The organism is Streptomyces sp. NBC_01485 (assembly GCF_036227125.1).
Taxonomy (GTDB): domain Bacteria; phylum Actinomycetota; class Actinomycetes; order Streptomycetales; family Streptomycetaceae; genus Streptomyces.
This window is the reverse complement of record NZ_CP109435.1, coordinates 1,502,928-1,518,523: the sequence shown is the minus strand read 5'-3', so window position 1 is coordinate 1,518,523 and position 15,596 is coordinate 1,502,928. Positions and strand designations below refer to the sequence as shown.

Genomic DNA, 15,596 nt, shown 5'->3' with positions numbered 1-15,596 from the left:
ACAAACCGTGCCCCCGTCGGTATGCCGCCGAGTCGTCGCCCGTCGGCTGCCTTGGTCGAACCGCTGTGCCGCGGACCGGAGTTGCAAGGTGCGCGCAGCAACTTTCCAGGTCGCACCGAGGGCATCGTACCTGCGTGAGCGGTGCCCGCCGTAGGGTGCCGTACCGGTCGTTCGGTGAGGTGGGAGCAGACGGGGCGCATCCCGCACGGTGACCCTGGGTGAGCGAATCGTGTCACGTCGCGTCCGGAAAACGGCCGGAAAGCGCCAGGGAAGGGCCGGAAAACGGGTTGAGGGCAGAACGAAGCCCCCGATCACGGGGGAACAACCGGGGGCTTCGCGTCTGAGGGCGGCTTCGAATGCCGCACATTCAGAACGTAAGTCCTGTACGGCCGGTCGGTCAAGCGCAGTTGAAGCACTTGGCGAAGTTCGCGTGCGCGGCCCTTCACGGGTTCACCACATCGCGGGTGGTCCATCACGGTGGGTGACATCCTGGTGTGGACCAAGCTCTCTCACCGGCCCCGGCAGCACCTCGTACCCGAGCTTCAACTGCCGTACCAGCAGGGCCGCATGGGGTCGCGAGGGATCCTCGGCGAAATGGCGGACTTCCGCCGGAACCCACCCGTCCCAGAACTCCCGCTGCTCCTCCCCGTCCCGCGACCGTCCACGCGCCCAGGCCTCCTCGGGCGGCACGTCCATCCACAGCAGGCACGCCAGGAACGGCCGCAGGGCGCGGCGGCCCGCGCCGACCCCCTCGACCAGGACGACGGGGGCAGGGGGCAGCGGCAGGGGCGGGCCGAAGCGGTGGGCGCGCCAGTCGTAGGGGGCGTAGTGCGCGGTCTCGGCGCGGCGGAACGGCTCGATCACCTGGGTCAGCAGACGCCCGGTCCACGCGAAGAGCTCGTCGTGGCTGGCGATGTCGTCGAGGCGCAGCACCGGCACGCCCCCCAGCGCCTCGGCCAGCTTCCCGGCGAACGTGGACTTCCCCGAACCGGCGTGCCCGTCGACACCGATCAGACGGACCGGCCCGCAGGACGGGGGCAGGCGGCGGAGCCGGGCGGCGAGCTGGCGGATGGCGGGTCCCGGGGGTGCGGTGAAGGGGGGCATCGGTTCGGCGCGAAAGTCTACGGCGGTACGCCGGACGCCGCTCGCCGCGTCCGCGCAGGTGGCGCAGACCGGTGGTCGTGGGCGTGGCACGGCCGGAAGTGCTGGAAGGCGTGCCCGCCCCCGTCCATAGTGGGCGCACAGCCGCGCCGACACCCTGGGGGTCCTCCGCCCATGAGCAGAGCCGAACAGCCGTCCCGCAGAACGGTCCTCGCCGCCGCGGTCGCCGCGGCGGTGGCAGGGGGCTCGGCCACGGCTGCCGCCACGGCGGACACCGCATACGCCACAGACACGGCGGACACCACAGGCAGCGCCGACGCCGACGCCGACGACGCCGCGGACGGCGCATCGGCCCCGGCCCGCTCCGTCGGCCACCACGCCTGGACCTCGTACGCCGACTGGCTCGCCGGCACCGCCAAGGGCACCCGCGCCGTGGCGGGCGTCCGCCCGGGCGTCGCCGTCGCCGCCCCGCTCGGCACCGTCGACTACACCGACCCGCACACCAAGAGCACCGCGGCATGGGAGTACGCGACCTGGACGTCCCCGCTCCAGGCGCTCGCCGTCCCCGCGACCGAGGTGATCGCCTCCTGGAACGCGAGCACCCCGGCCGGGACCTGGCTCCAGATCGAGCTGACGGGCACGTACTCCGACGGCACGGCCACCCCCTGGTACGTGATGGGCCGCTGGGCCTCCGGCGACCAGGACATCAAGCGGACCTCGGTCGACGGCCAGACCGACGGCAGGAGCACCGTCTGGACCGACACCTTCGCGATCGACGACGCCTCGACCGGCCTGCGCCTCGACTCGTACCGCCTCCGCCTCACCCTGTACCGCCGCCCCGGCACCGCGCTCACCCCGACGGTGTGGCGGCTGGGCGCGACGGGTTCCGACGTCCCGGACCGCTTCACCGTTCCGGCCTCCGCGCCCGGCCTCGCGCGGGAGCTGCCCGTCCCGCGCTACTCGCAGGAGATCCACCAGGGCCAGTACCCCGAGTACGACAGCGGCGGCGAGGCCTGGTGCAGCCCCACCTCCTCGCAGATGATCATCGAGTACTGGGGCGGCCGGCTCACGCCGAAGCAACTGGCGTGGGTCGACCCGTCCTACGCCGACCCGCAGGTGTGCCACGCGGCCAGGCACACGTACGACCATCAGTACGCCGGCTGCGGCAACTGGCCGTTCAACGCCGCCTACGCGGCCACCTTCGCGGACCTCCAGGGCGTGGTCACCCGGCTCGGCTCCCTCACCGACCTGGAGACGCTGATCGCGGCCGGGATCCCGGCCATGACGTCCCAGTCCTTCCTCAAGGGGGAGCTCACGGGGGCGGGGTACGGCACGTCCGGGCACCTGATGACCGTGATCGGCTTCACGGCCGAGGGCGATGTGATCGCCAACGATCCGTTCTCGGCGGACGACGGCGCGGTGCGGCGCGTGTACGCGCGGCGGGAGTTCGAGAACATCTGGCTCAGGACCAAGCGGTACAACGCAAGCGGCAAGGTGACTTCCGGCACCGGGGGCGTCTGCTACCTCTACTTCCCGGCGCGTCCGACCGTGCGCCAGTGCACGGCGCTCGAAGCGGTGGGCGTGCGCGCGTGACCAAGGCCGTCTGAGCAAGGCCGTCCGAGCAAGGTCATGTGAGTAAGATCTCGGCCGCAAAAGCCCCGACGGGTGGCAAGGTGGACGGATCGGTGGGGGGAATCCACCCAGACATCCGACCTCAGCGAGACACCATGACCGCACAGACAGCCATGGCCACAGCCACAGCTACCGCCGTCCGGGCCCGCACCGGCGGCCCCGAGAGCGACGGCCCGAAGATCATCGAGCACGTCATGGGCTGGGTCCTCGTCGCGGTCGTCGCGATGCTGGTCACCCGACTCGGGCTGCTGTGACGGGCGTGACTTGACGCACGGTTGACCTGACATACTGCGAACGTCCCGCCGACCGCCCGAGACCAGGGTCGAAATTGAATATCAGCGAACAGCGCGAAGTTGCCCGTCCCCGGGCACGCGGCACCGAGCGCTCACTGGCGCGCCGCGCCGAACTCATCTCCATCGGACGGAAGTTGTTCGCCGACACGTCCTACGACGCGCTCTCGATGGACGACATCGCCAAGCAGGCGCACGTCGCCAAGGGGCTCATCTACTACTACTTCCAGTCCAAGCGCGGCTACTACCTGGCGATCATCCAGGACGCCGTCGCCGACCTGGTCAGCTTCGCGGCGAGCGGCATCGAGCTGCCCCAGGTGGACCGGGTGCACCGCACCATCGACAGCTATCTGCGCTACGCGGAGCACAACCAGGCCGCCTACCGCACGATCGTCAGCGGCGGTGTCGGCTTCGACACCGAGGTGCACGCGATCCGGGACGGGGTGCGCGCGGCGATCGTCGCGACCATCGCCGAGGGCGCGTACGGCCACAGCGACATTCCGCCGCTGCCCAGGATGGGCCTGCTCGCCTGGCTGTGCAGCGTCGAGGGGGCCACCCTCGAATGGATCGACCGCCCCCAACTCTCCCGCGAGGTCATGGGCGACCTGCTGGTGAAGACCCTGGGCGGCTCCATGCGCGCCATCGAGGAGCTCGACCCCTCCTTCCCGGCCCCGAAGCCCGCCCGCCGCGAGGACTGACGCCCGCTCGCCGCCCGTTCGTCCTTCCGCCCGTGCGGCGAGGGCTTCCCGCGCGCATACTCACAGCGCGAAGCCGTCGGCCGGTCAGGGAGGAGGAAGCCGTCATGCCCGATCGCCGGCCGACACCGGTGGACCGCCCGCTGCCCACGGCCGAGGCCCGGGAACTCATGACGCTCGTCCGCGCCATCGTCCGCCGCGAGGTCGCCCCGCCCGCAGCCGATGAAGAGGAGGCGGGGCGCTTCCCGCGTGAGCTGTTCACCCTGCTGTCGGCATCGGGGCTGCTCGGTCTGCCGTACGACTCCGCCTACGGGGGCGGCGACCAGCCGTACGAGGTCTACCTCCAGGTCCTCGAAGAGCTCGCCGCGGCCCGCCTCACCGTCGGGCTCGGCGTCAGCGTGCACACCCTGGCCGCCTACGCTCTCGCCGCCCACGGCACGCGGGAGCAGCGGGCCGCGCACCTGCCCGACATGCTCGGCGGCGGGCTGCTCGGCGCGTACTGCCTGTCCGAGCCGTCCGCCGGCTCGGACGCCGCCGCGCTGCGGACCAGGGCCGTGCGGGAGGGCGACCACTGGGTGATCACCGGCACGAAGGCCTGGATCACCCACGGCGGGATCGCCGACTTCTACACCGTCATGGCCCGCACCGGAGGCGAGGGCGCAGCAGGGATCACGGCGTTCCTGGTGCCCGGCGACGCCGAGGGCCTCAGCGCCGCGACCCCGGAGCGCAAGATGGGACTCAAGGGCTCGCCCACCGCCCAGGTCCACTTCGACGGCGTACGGATCCCCGACGCGCGCCGCATCGGGGACGAGGGTCAGGGCTTCGCGATCGCCCTGGCCGCGCTGGACTCCGGGCGGCTCGGCATCGCCGCCTGCGCGGTCGGCCTCGCCCAGGCGGCCCTCGACGAGGCCGTCGCCTGGGCGAGGCGGCGACGGCAGTTCGGGCGGCCGATCGCCGACTTCCAGGGGCTGCGCTTCCTGCTCGCCGACATGGCGACCCGGATCGAGGCGGGCCGGGCGCTCTATCTCGCGGCCGCGCGGCTGAGGGACGCCGGCCGGCCGTTCGCAGGGCAGGCCGCGATGGCCAAGCTCCACTGCACCGACGCCGCGATGCAGATCACCACCGACGCCGTCCAGGTCCTCGGCGGGTACGGCTACACCGCCGACTTCCCGGTCGAGCGCTACCTGCGCGAGGCGAAGGTCCTGCAGATCGTCGAGGGCACGAACCAGATCCAGCGGATGGTCATCGCCCGTCATCTGCTGGGTCCGGAAACCCGCTGAACTGCCCCGGCCGCACCTGCGGGGCCACCAGCCGCACCCACTCCGGGTCGTGGCACCCAGGCAGGGTGCGGCCCCGGTCGGCCCAAGTGCGCAGCAGGTCACGGTAGATGGGCGGGTCCTGCGGGGGCGGCGGAGTCGGCGGAACCGATTCTGCGTAGCCGGATCCCGGGCGCACGACAGCGAAGAGCTGGCGGTGACGCCCGGGCGCAGTCGAAGAGATGGGGGTCATACCGGGGCAACGCGGAGATGCGACGACAAGTCACCGGCGAGTGCGACCGGGCGTCAGTTCGGGGTGTGGGTCAGTTGGAGGGCAACTGGCTGCACCATGGCTGTCCGCGGCCATGGTGCAGGGCAGTCACCGGAGTCGATCCGCTGAAGTGAGCGCCGAACGGGGCTCAGGCGGCGGCGCGGCGCATCGCCGGTACGCGCATCGGGCGCGAGGCCGGCCCGCCGACGTGCGAGAAGGGCTGGGTGCGCCAGTCCAGTCCCTGAGGGAGCGTCAGCAGGAGTGCGGTGTCCTGCTCCTGGGGCTCCACGGACTCGTCCGCGGGCCGGGCCTCGGACGCGCCGCGTCCCGTCCCGGCGCAGACCGTGAGCCCGAACGGGTTCCACGGCGAGGCGCACAGTGCGTGCTCCGGCAGGACCTCCTCGTCCGCCAGCAGTGCGATGGGCTGCGCGCAGTCCGGGCAGATCACCCGGTACATCTCGAAGGTGTCGTACGCGTCGAAGCCGTCGCCCTCGTCGGCGTCGTCCGCGTCGAAACTGTCGGAGTAGTCCAGATCGGCGGGTTCGACGCCCTCCGGCTCGGGCTCGACGACCGAATGGAGCCGCTTGGGCGTGGTGCGACCAGGGCGCTTAAGACTCTGCATGGATTCTCCCCCTCGGGCTGGGCCGTGAAGGCACTGCGGCCTCGACCACAGCAAGCACTTCCCACCCCGTCTCGGCGGTAATCGCGAGTGCATCACGAAGACTTGACGAGTGCTGTGGCCTTCGTCACATGCCGCGTGCAGGTGCCTGGAGCGGCGACATCACGAACCGGCTATGACCCGCGCTGCATAGGTATACGCGGCGATCACCCGCACGGTAAGTTCTTGCGTCATGGAGGAGCTGGACCGACAAATTGTGCAGCTGCTCGTCAAGGACGGGCGGATGAGTTACACCGATCTGGGCAAGGCGACGGGCCTGTCCACGTCGGCCGTGCATCAACGGGTGCGCCGACTGGAACAGCGGGGCGTCATCCGTGGGTACGCGGCCGTCGTCGACTCCGAGGCCATCGGGCTGCCCCTGACCGCCTTCATCTCGGTGAAACCGTTCGACCCCAGCGCCCCCGACGACATCGCCGAACGCCTGGCCGGCGTACCCGAGATCGAGGCCTGCCACAGCGTGGCCGGCGACGAGAACTACATCCTCAAGGTGCGCGTCGCCACCCCGCACGAGCTGGAGGAACTGCTCGGGCGGCTCCGGGCACTCGCGGGCGTGTCGACACGGACGACGGTCGTCCTGTCCACCCCGTACGAGGCCCGGCCGCCGCGGATCTGAGGGTCCCCGAGCCGGGGTCCCGTGCGGGGCGGCCGGCGCGAGGCGCGAGACTGTTCCCCATGAGTGAGCGCGCCCCCGAGCCGAAGACCGTCCTGCTCCGCCGAGGAGAGGTCCACAGCCCCGCCGACCCGTTCGCGACCGCAATGGTCGTCGAGCGTGGCCAGGTCGCCTGGGTCGGCTCCGAGGGCGCCGCCGACGCCTTCGCGGACGGCGTCGACGAGGTGGTCGACCTGGACGGCGGCCTGGTCACCCCGGCGTTCACCGACGCCCATGTGCACACCACCTCCACCGGCCTCGCGCTGACCGGCCTCGACCTGTCCGCCGCCCCCTCCCTGGGGGCCGCCCTCGCCCGCGTACGGGACTTCGCGGCGGCCCGACCGCACGACAAGGTGCTGCTCGGACACGGCTGGGACGCCTCCCGCTGGCCGGAGGGCCGCCCGCCCCGACGGGACGAACTGGACGAGGCCACCGGTGGCCGGCCGCTCTACCTCAGCCGCATCGACGTCCACTCGGCCGCCGTCACCACCGCCCTGCTGGACCTGGCGCCCCGGGCCCGGACCGGCGCCGGCTACGCGGACGGGGAGCCGCTCACCCGCGACGCCCACCACGCCGTCCGCGCCGCCGCGTTCGCAGCCGTGACGCCCGCCCAGCGCGCCGAGGCGCAGCGGACCGCCCTCGCGCACGCCGTCTCCCTGGGCATCGGCTCCGTCCACGAGTGCGCGGGCCCGGAGATCTCCTCCGAGGACGACTTCACGGACCTGCTGCGGCTCGCCGCCGAGGAACCCGGCCCGCGGGTCGTCGGCTACTGGGCCGAGCGGAATATCGACAAGGTTCGGCAGTTGGGCGCGCTCGGCGCCGCCGGCGACCTGTTCGTCGACGGCGCCCTCGGCTCGCACACCGCCTGTCTGCACGCCCCGTACACCGACGCCGGCCACACCGGCACCGCCTACCTGGGCGCCGCCGAGGTCGCCGCGCACGTCGCGGCCTGCACCGAGGCCGGCCTCCAGGCGGGCTTCCACGCCATCGGCGACGCCGCCGTGACCGCCGTCGTGGAGGGCGTACGCGCCGCCGCGGAGAAGGTCGGCCTCGGCCGGATCCGCGCCGCCCGCCACCGTGTGGAGCACGCCGAGATGCTCACGCCCGAGACGATCGCCGCCTTCGCCGAACTCGGCCTCACCGCCTCCGTCCAGCCCGCCTTCGACGCCCTGTGGGGCGGCGAGGACGGCATGTACGCCCAGCGTCTTGGCGGCGAACGGGCCCGCACCCTGAACCCCTTCGCGGCCCTGCTGCGGGCCGGCGTCCCGCTCGCCTTCGGCTCCGACAGCCCGGTCACCCCGCTCGACCCGTGGGGCACGGTCCGCGCCGCCGCCTTCCACCGCACCCCCGGGCACCGGATCTCCGCACGCGCCGCGTTCACGGCCCACACACGCGGCGGCTGGCGGGCGGTCGGCCGCGACGACGCGGGCGTCCTGGTCCCGGGCGCACCCGCCGACTACGCGGTCTGGCGTACGGCCGAACTGGTCGTCCAGGCCCCCGACGACCGGGTCGCCCGCTGGTCCACCGACCCCCGTTCCGGCACCCCCGGACTGCCCGACCTGACCCCCGGCAACGACCTCCCGGTGTGCCTGCGCACGGTGGTGGGCGGCAGGACCGTGTTCGTACGGCCGAGCGAGTGATCTCCCGGGGCGGCGCGGGGAAGATCACCCGTCCGCCCGCTGTCGCGCGACCTGCGTCTCCTCCCCGCTGACCAGGGCATTGACGAAAGATCCGCAGGTCAAGCGGCTGTTGACAGCCGATGGCGGAAGGCCGGTAGGTTCGGCGGAGTCCACCACCGGACGCCCCGCCGGGGAACGTCCGCGCACTCGCCGCGGCGCCGCTGGGTCAGGGACGGTGTGCCGCACCGGCGCACCGCCACTGCCAGCCAGGCTCAGCGCCCGCGCCGCAGCGAGGGAACGTTCCGGCCGGTCGGGGAGGTGTGACCCGGGTGGGGCCCGGGCGCTCAGTAGACAACGGCTTTCGGCCGACCCGCAGCCAGCGGATCCCGGGCCGGCCCGAAGAGCGCCGGGCCCCCATCCGCAGCAGGCCCGAGGACACCCGTGCGGGCCAACTCCGTACATACAAGCCCAAAGGAACCTTGTTACCCGGCTCTTGCGTATTCGACACCATCAGTCGAACGTCTTGTCACGTCGGCGCAGGCGAGGGCCACTATGGTGGTCCCCTGCGTACGGACTTGAAGGGGCAGCAGTGAACGACGGCGACGGGACCCTCGCGGCACAGGACCGAGGGAGGCGATTCGGTCCGCTCGGCACCGCCTTGGTGATCATTCCGACCTACAACGAGGCGGAGAACATCAAGGGCATCGTCGAACGGGTTCGCGAGGCTGTCCCCGAGGCCCACGTCCTCGTGGCCGACGACAACAGCCCCGACGGCACCGGCAAGCTCGCCGACGAACTCGCCATCGGGGACGACCAGGTCCAGGTGCTGCACCGCAAGGGCAAGGAAGGCCTCGGCGCCGCCTACCTCGCGGGCTTCCGCTGGGGCCTGGAGAACGGCTACGGCGTGCTCATCGAGATGGACGCCGACGGCTCCCACCAGCCCGAGGAACTGCCCCGTCTCCTCACCGCGCTCAAGGGCGCCGACCTGGTCCTGGGCTCCCGCTGGGTGCCGGGCGGCCGGGTGGTGAACTGGCCCAAGTCCCGCGAGGTCATCTCCCGGGGCGGCAGCCTCTACTCCCGCATCGCCCTCGATCTCCCGCTGCGCGACGTCACCGGCGGCTACCGTGCCTTCCGCCGCGAGACCCTGGAGGGCCTCGGCCTCAAGGACGTCTCCTCCCAGGGCTACTGCTTCCAGGTCGACCTCGCCCGCCGTGCGGTGCGGGCCGGCTTCCATGTCGTGGAAGTCCCCATCACCTTCGTCGAGCGGGAACTCGGCGACTCCAAGATGAGCCGCGACATCCTCGTGGAGGCGCTCTGGCGGGTCACGGCGTGGGGCGTGGGGGAACGGGTCAACAAGATCACGGGCCGCACCGGGGACCAGCCCGAGCGACCCCAGACGCCCGCGGCGAAGCCGCAGAGCGACGCGGAGCCTCACAGCGGCGCCTGAGCCTCCCCTTATCCCGGTCTGAGCCGAGCCCGGGCACACTGGAAGCATGACGACTGGCGCTCCGATCCCGACGTACCCGGCTTCCGCATCAGCAGCCCCCTCCGCCCGGCCCCGCCGCTCCCGCCTGCGGACGTTCCTGCCGCTGGGCCTCGCCGGGTGGCTGGTACTGGAGATCTGGCTGCTGACCGTGGTCGCGGGCGCGGCCGGCGGATTCACGGTCTTCCTGCTGCTGCTCGCCGGGTTCCTGCTCGGCGCGGTGGTCATCAAGCGGGCGGGCCGACGAGCCTTCCAGAACCTGAACGAGACACTCCAGCGCGGCACGGCCCCCACCAAGGGCGGCGGCAACGGTCTGATGATGCTCGGCGGCCTCCTCCTGATGATCCCGGGCCTGGCCACCGACGCACTCGGCCTGCTCCTCCTGCTCCCGCCGGTCCAGAAGGCGGTCACCGCCTTCGCCGAACGCAAGCTGCGCACGGCGGCAGCCACCCAGGGCTCCCTGGGCGACGCCTTCCAGCAGGCCCGCATCCACCGCCCGGACGGCAAGGTGGTACCGGGCGAGGTCATCAGGGACGAACGGTGACTACTCGGTACGGTCCGGTACGACTCAGCCCGTCCGGCGTTTGAGGACGAGGCCCGAAGGGCCGATGGGGCCCTGGGGGCGCGGCCCTCAGGGCCGGTCACCCGGAACCGGCAGATGGCAGCACAAAGACCGCGGGCGCCGTACGCATATCACGTACGGCGCCCGCGGTCATTGGAGTGCGTTTCTTACCGGCCTTCGGCTACGCCGATTTGCGGCTGTCCCGGGGATGTACCGCAAGGTTCATCGCCCCGGACCGCAGAACGGCCAGCCTCTCCTCGAGGACCTCTTCCAGTTCCTCGCGGGTCCGCCGCTCCATCAGCATGTCCCAATGCGTACGCGCGGGCTTGGCCTTTTTTTCCTCAGGGCCGTCGCCGTCAACGAGGAGTGCAGGGGCTCCACAGACCTTGCACTCCCACTCCGGCGGGATCTCCGCCTCGACCGAGAAGGGCATTTCAAACCGGTGCCCCTTCTCGCATGCGTACTCCACGGCCTGGCGCGGGGCCAGGTCGATGCCGCGGTCCGTCTCGTAGCTGGTCACCACGAGGCGCGTGCCGCGAAGAGCTCGCTCACTCATGAATCGTGCCTCCCGGGCTTGTCGCCCACAGGACAGGTGTCGCTGTCGTCGTCATCCGGTCAACGTCCGGTCGGCGGTAAAGATTCCCGTTCCGAGTCCCGTTCCGGGTTCGTGCGTCGCCGTCGTAGCCGTAGCCTTGTCAACCAGTGCAGTACCCACCGCCGCCCGGTTTGTCACATCTGAAAGGAGATGTCACCCAGCGTTTCTGCATCTTTGACGCGCAGTAACGGTACGCCTGGCGGGCCAAACGCGTACACTACCGCCCTTTCGCCTTGAGCGCTAAATCTTCTCGGGTACAGGATTTCCCGCGTCGCCGATCGCCTGCCGTACCGGCACCCGCGCGAGCAGGAGAAACCCGATGACGAAGAAGACCACCAGCGAGATGATCGCGTCCCGGTAGCTCCCGGTCAGCTGGTAGGTGAGGCCGAACAGCAGCGGTCCCAGCCAGCTCATGCCCCGGTCGCTCATCTCGTAAGCGGAGAAGTACTCGGCTTCCTTGCCCGGCGGGACCAGATGGGAGAACAGGGAGCGGGACAGGGCCTGACTGCCGCCGAGGACCAGCCCGATGGCGGACGCCAGCAGGAAGAAGCCGACCGGCGCCCCGGCCGGCAGGAAGTACCCGGCGCCCAGCGTGAGCGTCCACGCCACCAGGGAGCCGAGGATCGTGCGCTTCGCGCCGTACGTCCGGGCCAGGCGTCCCATGCCCAGCGCGCCCGCCACGGCCAGCACCTGCACCAGCAGGACGGCGCCGATCAGCGTGGACTGACTGAGGCCGAGTTCCTCGGAGCCGTAGACCGAGGCCTGGGAGATCACGGTCTGGATGCCGTCGTTGTAGACGAGGTACGCGAAGAGGAAGGCGAGCGTGAGCGGGTGGCGGCGCATGTCGCGGACCGTCGCCGCGAGCTGGCGCAGTCCCGGCGCGGTCGCCTCCCGCGCGGTGGCGGCCGGCCGGTCGCGCAGCCGCAGCAGCGGGACCAGCGTGAAGCCGCCCCACCACAGGCCGGCGGAGGCCAGGCAGATGCGGACGGCCATCGCCTCGGAGACGCCGAAGGAGTCGTGGGCGAGGTACAGGACCAGGTTGACGACCAGGACCAGGGCGCCCGCCGCGTACCCGAAGGCCCAGCCCCGGGAGGAGACCGCGTCGCGTTCCTCGGGCGGGGCGATCTGCGGCAGGTAGGAGTTGTACAGCATCATCGACACGGACTGGGCCGCGTTCGCCACGATCAGCAGCACGCCGCCCAGGAGGTAGCGGTCGCCGTCGAGGAAGAACATGCAGGCCGTGGCCGCGGCGCCGACATAGGCGGCGGCGCCCAGCAGCGGCTTCTTGCGGCCGGAGCGGTCGGCGGCGGCGCCCACCAGGGGCATCACCAGGACGGCGACGATCACCGACAGGGACACGGAGTACGCGAAGAAGGAGCCCGCGCGGACCGGGACGCCCAGCGGATGCACGTATCCGTCGGCGTCCGCCGCGTTCTTGGCGATCGACGTCAGGTACGGGCCGAGGAACACGGTGAGCACGCTCGTCGAGTAGACGGAGCACGCCCAGTCGTAGAAGTACCAGCCGCGCTGCTCGCGCCGCCGCTCGGCCGACTCGTCGGAGTCCGCCGTCCGCACGGTGTCGATGCCCACCCGTGCCCTCGCTTCCCGCTGCCGCGACCGCGCGGGGGCGGTGGGTCCGAGGGGTCAGACCCAGACGCCCCGGTCCTCCATGACCTTGCGCAACGTGTCGATGTGATCGGTCATGATGCCATCGACTCCCAGGTCCAGGAGCCGGTGCATCCGATCCGCGTCGTTGATCGTCCACACGTGCACGTGCAGCCCGCGCGCGTGGGCGGCGCGCACGAAGCGGTGGTCCACGACCTGGATGCCCGACTGGGTCTCGGGCACCTGCGCGGCGACCGCCGACCGGCGCAGCGCCGCGGGCACGCCCCAGGACCGCAGCCGCAGGTTGAGCACGCCCCGGGTGCCGTACGACGTCGCCAGGCGTGGCCCGGCCAGCCGCTGGGCGCGCACGACGCGGGCCTCCGAGAACGAGCCGACGCAGACGCGGTCCCACGCGCCCGTGCGGCCGATGAGGTTGAGCAGGGGGTGCAGGGCGGGCTCGGCCTTGAGGTCGATGTTCCAGCGCGCCTCGGGGAAGGTCTCCAGGAGCTCCTCGAAGAGCGGCACCGGTTCCCTGCCGCCCACGCGCGCGTGCCGTACGTCCGACCACCGGAGGTCGGCGATGCGGCCCGCGCCGTCGGTCAGCCGGTCCAGCGTCGCGTCGTGGAAGGCGACGAGCTTGCCGTCCCGCGTGGCGTGCACATCGGTCTCGAGGTAGCGGTAGCCCGCCTCGACCGCGCGCCGGAACTGCGCCTCGGTGTTCTCCAGGCCGTCCGCGGCCCCGCCGCGGTGCGCGAACGGGAGGGGGCCCGGATGGTCGAGGTAGGGGTGGCGTATGAGGCTGGTCACGGACGCAGTATCGCTCCCTGGGGTGTCCCGGTGGCAACGACCGTGCTGCCGCCGGATGCCGCGGGAACGGCGAACATCCGCAGGAACACCTGGGCGAGCGGACCGATCGTCAGCGCGTAGAGGAGCGTGCCGACGCCGATGGTGCCGCCGAGGGCGAAGCCGGTCGCCACGACCGCCACCTCGATCGCCGTCCGCATCAGCCGGATCGAACGCCCGGTGCGCCGGTGCAGCCCCGTCATCAGCCCGTCGCGCGGCCCGGGACCGAAGGCGGCGGCGATGTACAGGCCGGTGGCCGCGCCGTTGAGCACGATGCCCGCCACCAGCAGCGGAACGCGTACGGCCAGGCTGTGCGTGTCGGGGACCAGCGCGAGCGTGCCGTCCATCGCGAGGCCGACGACGAAGACGTTGGAGACCGTGCCGAGGCCCGGGCGCTGGCGCAGCGGGATCCACAGCAGCAGCACGGTCGCCCCGACGATGATCGACACGACGCCGATCGTGAGGCCGGTGAGCTGGGCCAGGCCCTGGTGGAGCACGCCCCAGGGTTCGAGGCCCAGGCCCGCTTCGACGAGCAGGGCCGTGCTGGCGCCGTACAGCGCGAGGCCGGCGTACAGCTGGACCAGCCGTCGTGTGAGATGTGCCCTGGTCGCCAAGAGGTGCCCCTTCGTGGTCATGGTGAGTGGTCGTAGCGAGTGGTCATGGTGGGTGGTCGTAGTGGCCTGACCCATGACACTCTGTGGCTTGGAAGCGAACGCCATCCATGGCCAATTCCGGGAAGGTGGACTGGAAACATGACCCAGTGGACCTCGGCGGTGGGGGCCGCGCAGCTCGCGCGGCTGCTCAAGTCCCAGCAGGACCGCCCGGCCGGCCCCGGGACGCGCCGCCCGCCCGCCTACCGCGCGCTCGCCGACGGCGTCCGGCTGCTGGTGCTGGAAGGCCGCGTCCCCGTCGCCGCCCGCCTGCCCGCCGAACGGGAACTGGCGCTCTCCCTCTCCGTGAGCCGTACGACCGTCGCCGCCGCCTACGAGGCGCTGCGCGCGGAAGGGTTCCTGGAGTCGCGGCGCGGCGCCGGGAGCTGGACGGCCGTCCCGGCGGGCAACCCCGTTCCGGCGCGCGGCCTGGAGCCCCTGCCGCCCGAGGCCCTCGGCTCGATCATCGACCTGGGCTGCGCGGCGCTGCCCGCGCCCGAGCCCTGGCTCACCCGCGCCGTCCAGGGCGCGCTGGAGGAGCTGCCCCCGTACGCCCACACGCACGGCGACTACCCGGCGGGGCTGCCCGCGCTGCGGGCGATGATCGCCGAGCGGTACACCGCGCGCGGGATCCCGACGATGCCCGAGCAGATCATGGTCACGACCGGGGCGATGGGGGCCATCGACGCCATCTGCCACCTGTTCGGCGGGCGCGGCGAGCGCATCGCCGTCGAGTCGCCCTCCTACGCCAACATCCTTCAGCTGATGCGGGAGGCGGGCGCCCGGCTGGTGCCCGTCGCGATGGCCGAGGGGCTCGCCGGGTGGGACATGGACCGCTGGCGCCAGGTCCTGCGCGAAGCCGCGCCGCGCATCGCCTATGTCGTCGCCGACTTCCACAACCCGACCGGCGCGCTCGCCGACGAGGACCAGCGGCGCCGGCTCGTGGAGGCGGCCCGCTCCGCCGGGACGGTCCTGGTCGCCGACGAGACCATGACCGAACTGTGGCTCGACGACGACGTCGAGATGCCGCGGCCCGTGTGCGGCTTCGACCCCGCCGGGTCGACGGTGGTCACGGTCGGGTCGGCGAGCAAGGCCTTCTGGGCCGGGATGCGCATCGGCTGGGTGCGGGCGGCGCCGGACGTCATCCGCAGCCTCGTCGCCGCCCGCGCCTACGCAGACATGGGCACGCCCGTGCTGGAGCAGTTGGCGGTGAACTGGCTGTTCAGCACCGGCGGCTGGGAGCAGGCCGTCGAGCTGCGGCGCGCCCAGGCCCGGGGAAACCGGGACGATCTGGTGGCGGCGGTGCGCCGGGAGCTGCCGGAGTGGGAGTTCGCCGTGCCCAAGGGCGGGTTGACGCTGTGGGTGCGGGCAGGCGGGCTCTCCGGGTCGCGGCTCGCCGAGGCGGGGGAGCGGGTGGGCCTGCGGGTGCCGTCCGGGCCACGGTTCGGGGTCGACGGCGCCTTCGAGGGGTATGTGCGGCTGCCGTTCACCGTGGGCGGCGCGGTGGCGGAGGAGGCGGCCGCTCGGCTGGCCGCGACCGCGCGGATCGTGGAGAGCGGGGGCGTGGCGGGCGGCGAGGGGCCGCGCACGTTCGTGGCGTAGCGGTACGGGCGGTGGTGCGCGTGAGGACGCGGGCGGGTGCGTCACCCGCCCGCGTGGGCACCGG

15 protein-coding genes are annotated in these 15,596 nt (G+C 72.2%); 9 read left to right on the top strand and 6 right to left on the bottom strand.

The window, feature by feature from the left end:
- Positions 1–450: 450 nt before the first annotated feature.
- Complete coding sequence (locus OG352_RS07065; protein ID WP_329215479.1) at positions 451–1,104, bottom strand: uridine kinase family protein; 654 nt, start codon at positions 1,102–1,104, stop codon at positions 451–453.
- A 171-nt stretch (positions 1,105–1,275) separates the two neighbouring features.
- On the opposite strand from OG352_RS07065, the gene OG352_RS07060 reads away from it, so the two are divergent.
- The 4 genes from OG352_RS07060 to OG352_RS07045 all read left to right on the top strand — a co-directional run bounded on the left by OG352_RS07060 (position 1,276) and on the right by OG352_RS07045 (position 4,998).
- The gene (locus OG352_RS07060; RefSeq protein ID WP_329215477.1) at positions 1,276–2,694 is read left to right on the top strand and encodes a peptidase C39 family protein; all 1,419 of its coding nucleotides are present in this window, start codon (positions 1,276–1,278) and stop codon (positions 2,692–2,694) included.
- 134 nt (positions 2,695–2,828) lie between these two features.
- Positions 2,829–2,987: an SCO1431 family membrane protein gene (locus OG352_RS07055; RefSeq protein WP_329215475.1), complete on the top strand. Its 159-nt coding sequence runs from the start codon at positions 2,829–2,831 to the stop codon at positions 2,985–2,987.
- 74 nt (positions 2,988–3,061) lie between these two features.
- Positions 3,062–3,721, top strand: coding sequence for a TetR/AcrR family transcriptional regulator (locus OG352_RS07050; RefSeq protein WP_329215473.1), 660 nt, complete (start codon positions 3,062–3,064; stop codon positions 3,719–3,721).
- Between the two features lie 104 nt (positions 3,722–3,825).
- On the top strand, positions 3,826–4,998 hold the full coding sequence (locus OG352_RS07045) for an acyl-CoA dehydrogenase family protein (RefSeq protein WP_329215471.1): 1,173 nt from the start codon (positions 3,826–3,828) through the stop codon (positions 4,996–4,998).
- Positions 4,999–5,393: 395 nt separating this feature from the next.
- Here OG352_RS07045 and OG352_RS07035 read toward each other — a convergent pair whose 3' ends face one another.
- The gene (locus OG352_RS07035; RefSeq protein ID WP_329215467.1) at positions 5,394–5,867 is read right to left on the bottom strand and encodes a hypothetical protein; all 474 of its coding nucleotides are present in this window, start codon (positions 5,865–5,867) and stop codon (positions 5,394–5,396) included.
- Between the two features lie 229 nt (positions 5,868–6,096).
- Here OG352_RS07035 and OG352_RS07030 point away from each other — a divergent pair, with 229 nt between their 5' ends.
- The 4 genes from OG352_RS07030 (at position 6,097) to fxsA (ending at position 10,219) form a co-directional block, all read left to right on the top strand.
- Positions 6,097–6,537, top strand: coding sequence for an Lrp/AsnC family transcriptional regulator (locus OG352_RS07030; RefSeq protein WP_020128917.1), 441 nt, complete (start codon positions 6,097–6,099; stop codon positions 6,535–6,537).
- Positions 6,538–6,596: 59 nt separating this feature from the next.
- Complete coding sequence (locus tag OG352_RS07025; RefSeq protein WP_329215464.1) at positions 6,597–8,213, top strand: amidohydrolase; 1,617 nt, start codon at positions 6,597–6,599, stop codon at positions 8,211–8,213.
- Between the two features lie 568 nt (positions 8,214–8,781).
- On the top strand, positions 8,782–9,639 hold the full coding sequence (locus tag OG352_RS07020) for a polyprenol monophosphomannose synthase (protein ID WP_329215462.1): 858 nt from the start codon (positions 8,782–8,784) through the stop codon (positions 9,637–9,639).
- A gap of 46 nt (positions 9,640–9,685) precedes the next feature.
- On the top strand, positions 9,686–10,219 hold the full coding sequence (gene fxsA, locus OG352_RS07015; protein ID WP_329215460.1) for an FxsA family membrane protein: 534 nt from the start codon (positions 9,686–9,688) through the stop codon (positions 10,217–10,219).
- 199 nt (positions 10,220–10,418) lie between these two features.
- On the opposite strand, the gene OG352_RS07010 is transcribed toward fxsA, so the two are convergent.
- The 4 genes from OG352_RS07010 to yczE all read right to left on the bottom strand — a co-directional run bounded on the left by OG352_RS07010 (position 10,419) and on the right by yczE (position 13,915).
- A complete protein-coding gene (locus tag OG352_RS07010; protein ID WP_020128921.1) occupies positions 10,419–10,793 on the bottom strand; it encodes an RNA polymerase-binding protein RbpA in 375 nt (124 codons plus the stop codon).
- Positions 10,794–11,072: 279 nt separating this feature from the next.
- A complete protein-coding gene (locus OG352_RS07005) occupies positions 11,073–12,422 on the bottom strand; it encodes an MFS transporter (protein WP_329215458.1) in 1,350 nt (449 codons plus the stop codon).
- Positions 12,423–12,476: 54 nt separating this feature from the next.
- Positions 12,477–13,244 carry a glycerophosphodiester phosphodiesterase gene (locus OG352_RS07000; protein ID WP_329215456.1) on the bottom strand — a complete coding sequence of 256 codons (768 nt, stop codon included), beginning with the start codon at positions 13,242–13,244 and terminating at the stop codon, positions 12,477–12,479.
- Positions 13,241–13,915 (bottom strand): membrane protein YczE, encoded by a 675-nt coding sequence (yczE, locus tag OG352_RS06995; protein ID WP_329215454.1) that lies wholly within the window; start codon positions 13,913–13,915, stop codon positions 13,241–13,243. Before yczE ends, OG352_RS07000 begins: the two co-directional genes overlap by 4 nt.
- A 117-nt stretch (positions 13,916–14,032) precedes the next feature.
- Between yczE and OG352_RS06990 the strand changes: the two genes are divergently transcribed.
- The gene (locus OG352_RS06990) at positions 14,033–15,532 is read left to right on the top strand and encodes an SCO1417 family MocR-like transcription factor (RefSeq protein WP_329215453.1); all 1,500 of its coding nucleotides are present in this window, start codon (positions 14,033–14,035) and stop codon (positions 15,530–15,532) included.
- Positions 15,533–15,596: the final 64 nt, after the last annotated feature.

Excerpts from the sequence above, each read along its gene's own strand:
- OG352_RS07060 (WP_329215477.1), top strand. The coding sequence starts at position 1,276 with ATGAGCAGAGCCGAACAGCCGTCCCGCAGAACGGTCCTCGCCGCCGCG.
- OG352_RS07035 (WP_329215467.1), bottom strand. The coding sequence starts at position 5,867 with ATGCAGAGTCTTAAGCGCCCTGGTCGCACCACGCCCAAGCGGCTCCAT.
- OG352_RS07010 (WP_020128921.1), bottom strand. The coding sequence starts at position 10,793 with ATGAGTGAGCGAGCTCTTCGCGGCACGCGCCTCGTGGTGACCAGCTAC.
- OG352_RS06990 (WP_329215453.1), top strand. The coding sequence starts at position 14,033 with ATGACCCAGTGGACCTCGGCGGTGGGGGCCGCGCAGCTCGCGCGGCTG.
- OG352_RS07025 (WP_329215464.1), top strand. The coding sequence starts at position 6,597 with ATGAGTGAGCGCGCCCCCGAGCCGAAGACCGTCCTGCTCCGCCGAGGA.
- fxsA (WP_329215460.1), top strand. The coding sequence starts at position 9,686 with ATGACGACTGGCGCTCCGATCCCGACGTACCCGGCTTCCGCATCAGCA.
- yczE (WP_329215454.1), bottom strand. The coding sequence starts at position 13,915 with ATGACCACGAAGGGGCACCTCTTGGCGACCAGGGCACATCTCACACGA.
- OG352_RS07030 (WP_020128917.1), top strand. The coding sequence starts at position 6,097 with ATGGAGGAGCTGGACCGACAAATTGTGCAGCTGCTCGTCAAGGACGGG.
- OG352_RS07055 (WP_329215475.1), top strand. The coding sequence starts at position 2,829 with ATGACCGCACAGACAGCCATGGCCACAGCCACAGCTACCGCCGTCCGG.
- OG352_RS07065 (WP_329215479.1), bottom strand. The coding sequence starts at position 1,104 with ATGCCCCCCTTCACCGCACCCCCGGGACCCGCCATCCGCCAGCTCGCC.
- OG352_RS07045 (WP_329215471.1), top strand. The coding sequence starts at position 3,826 with ATGCCCGATCGCCGGCCGACACCGGTGGACCGCCCGCTGCCCACGGCC.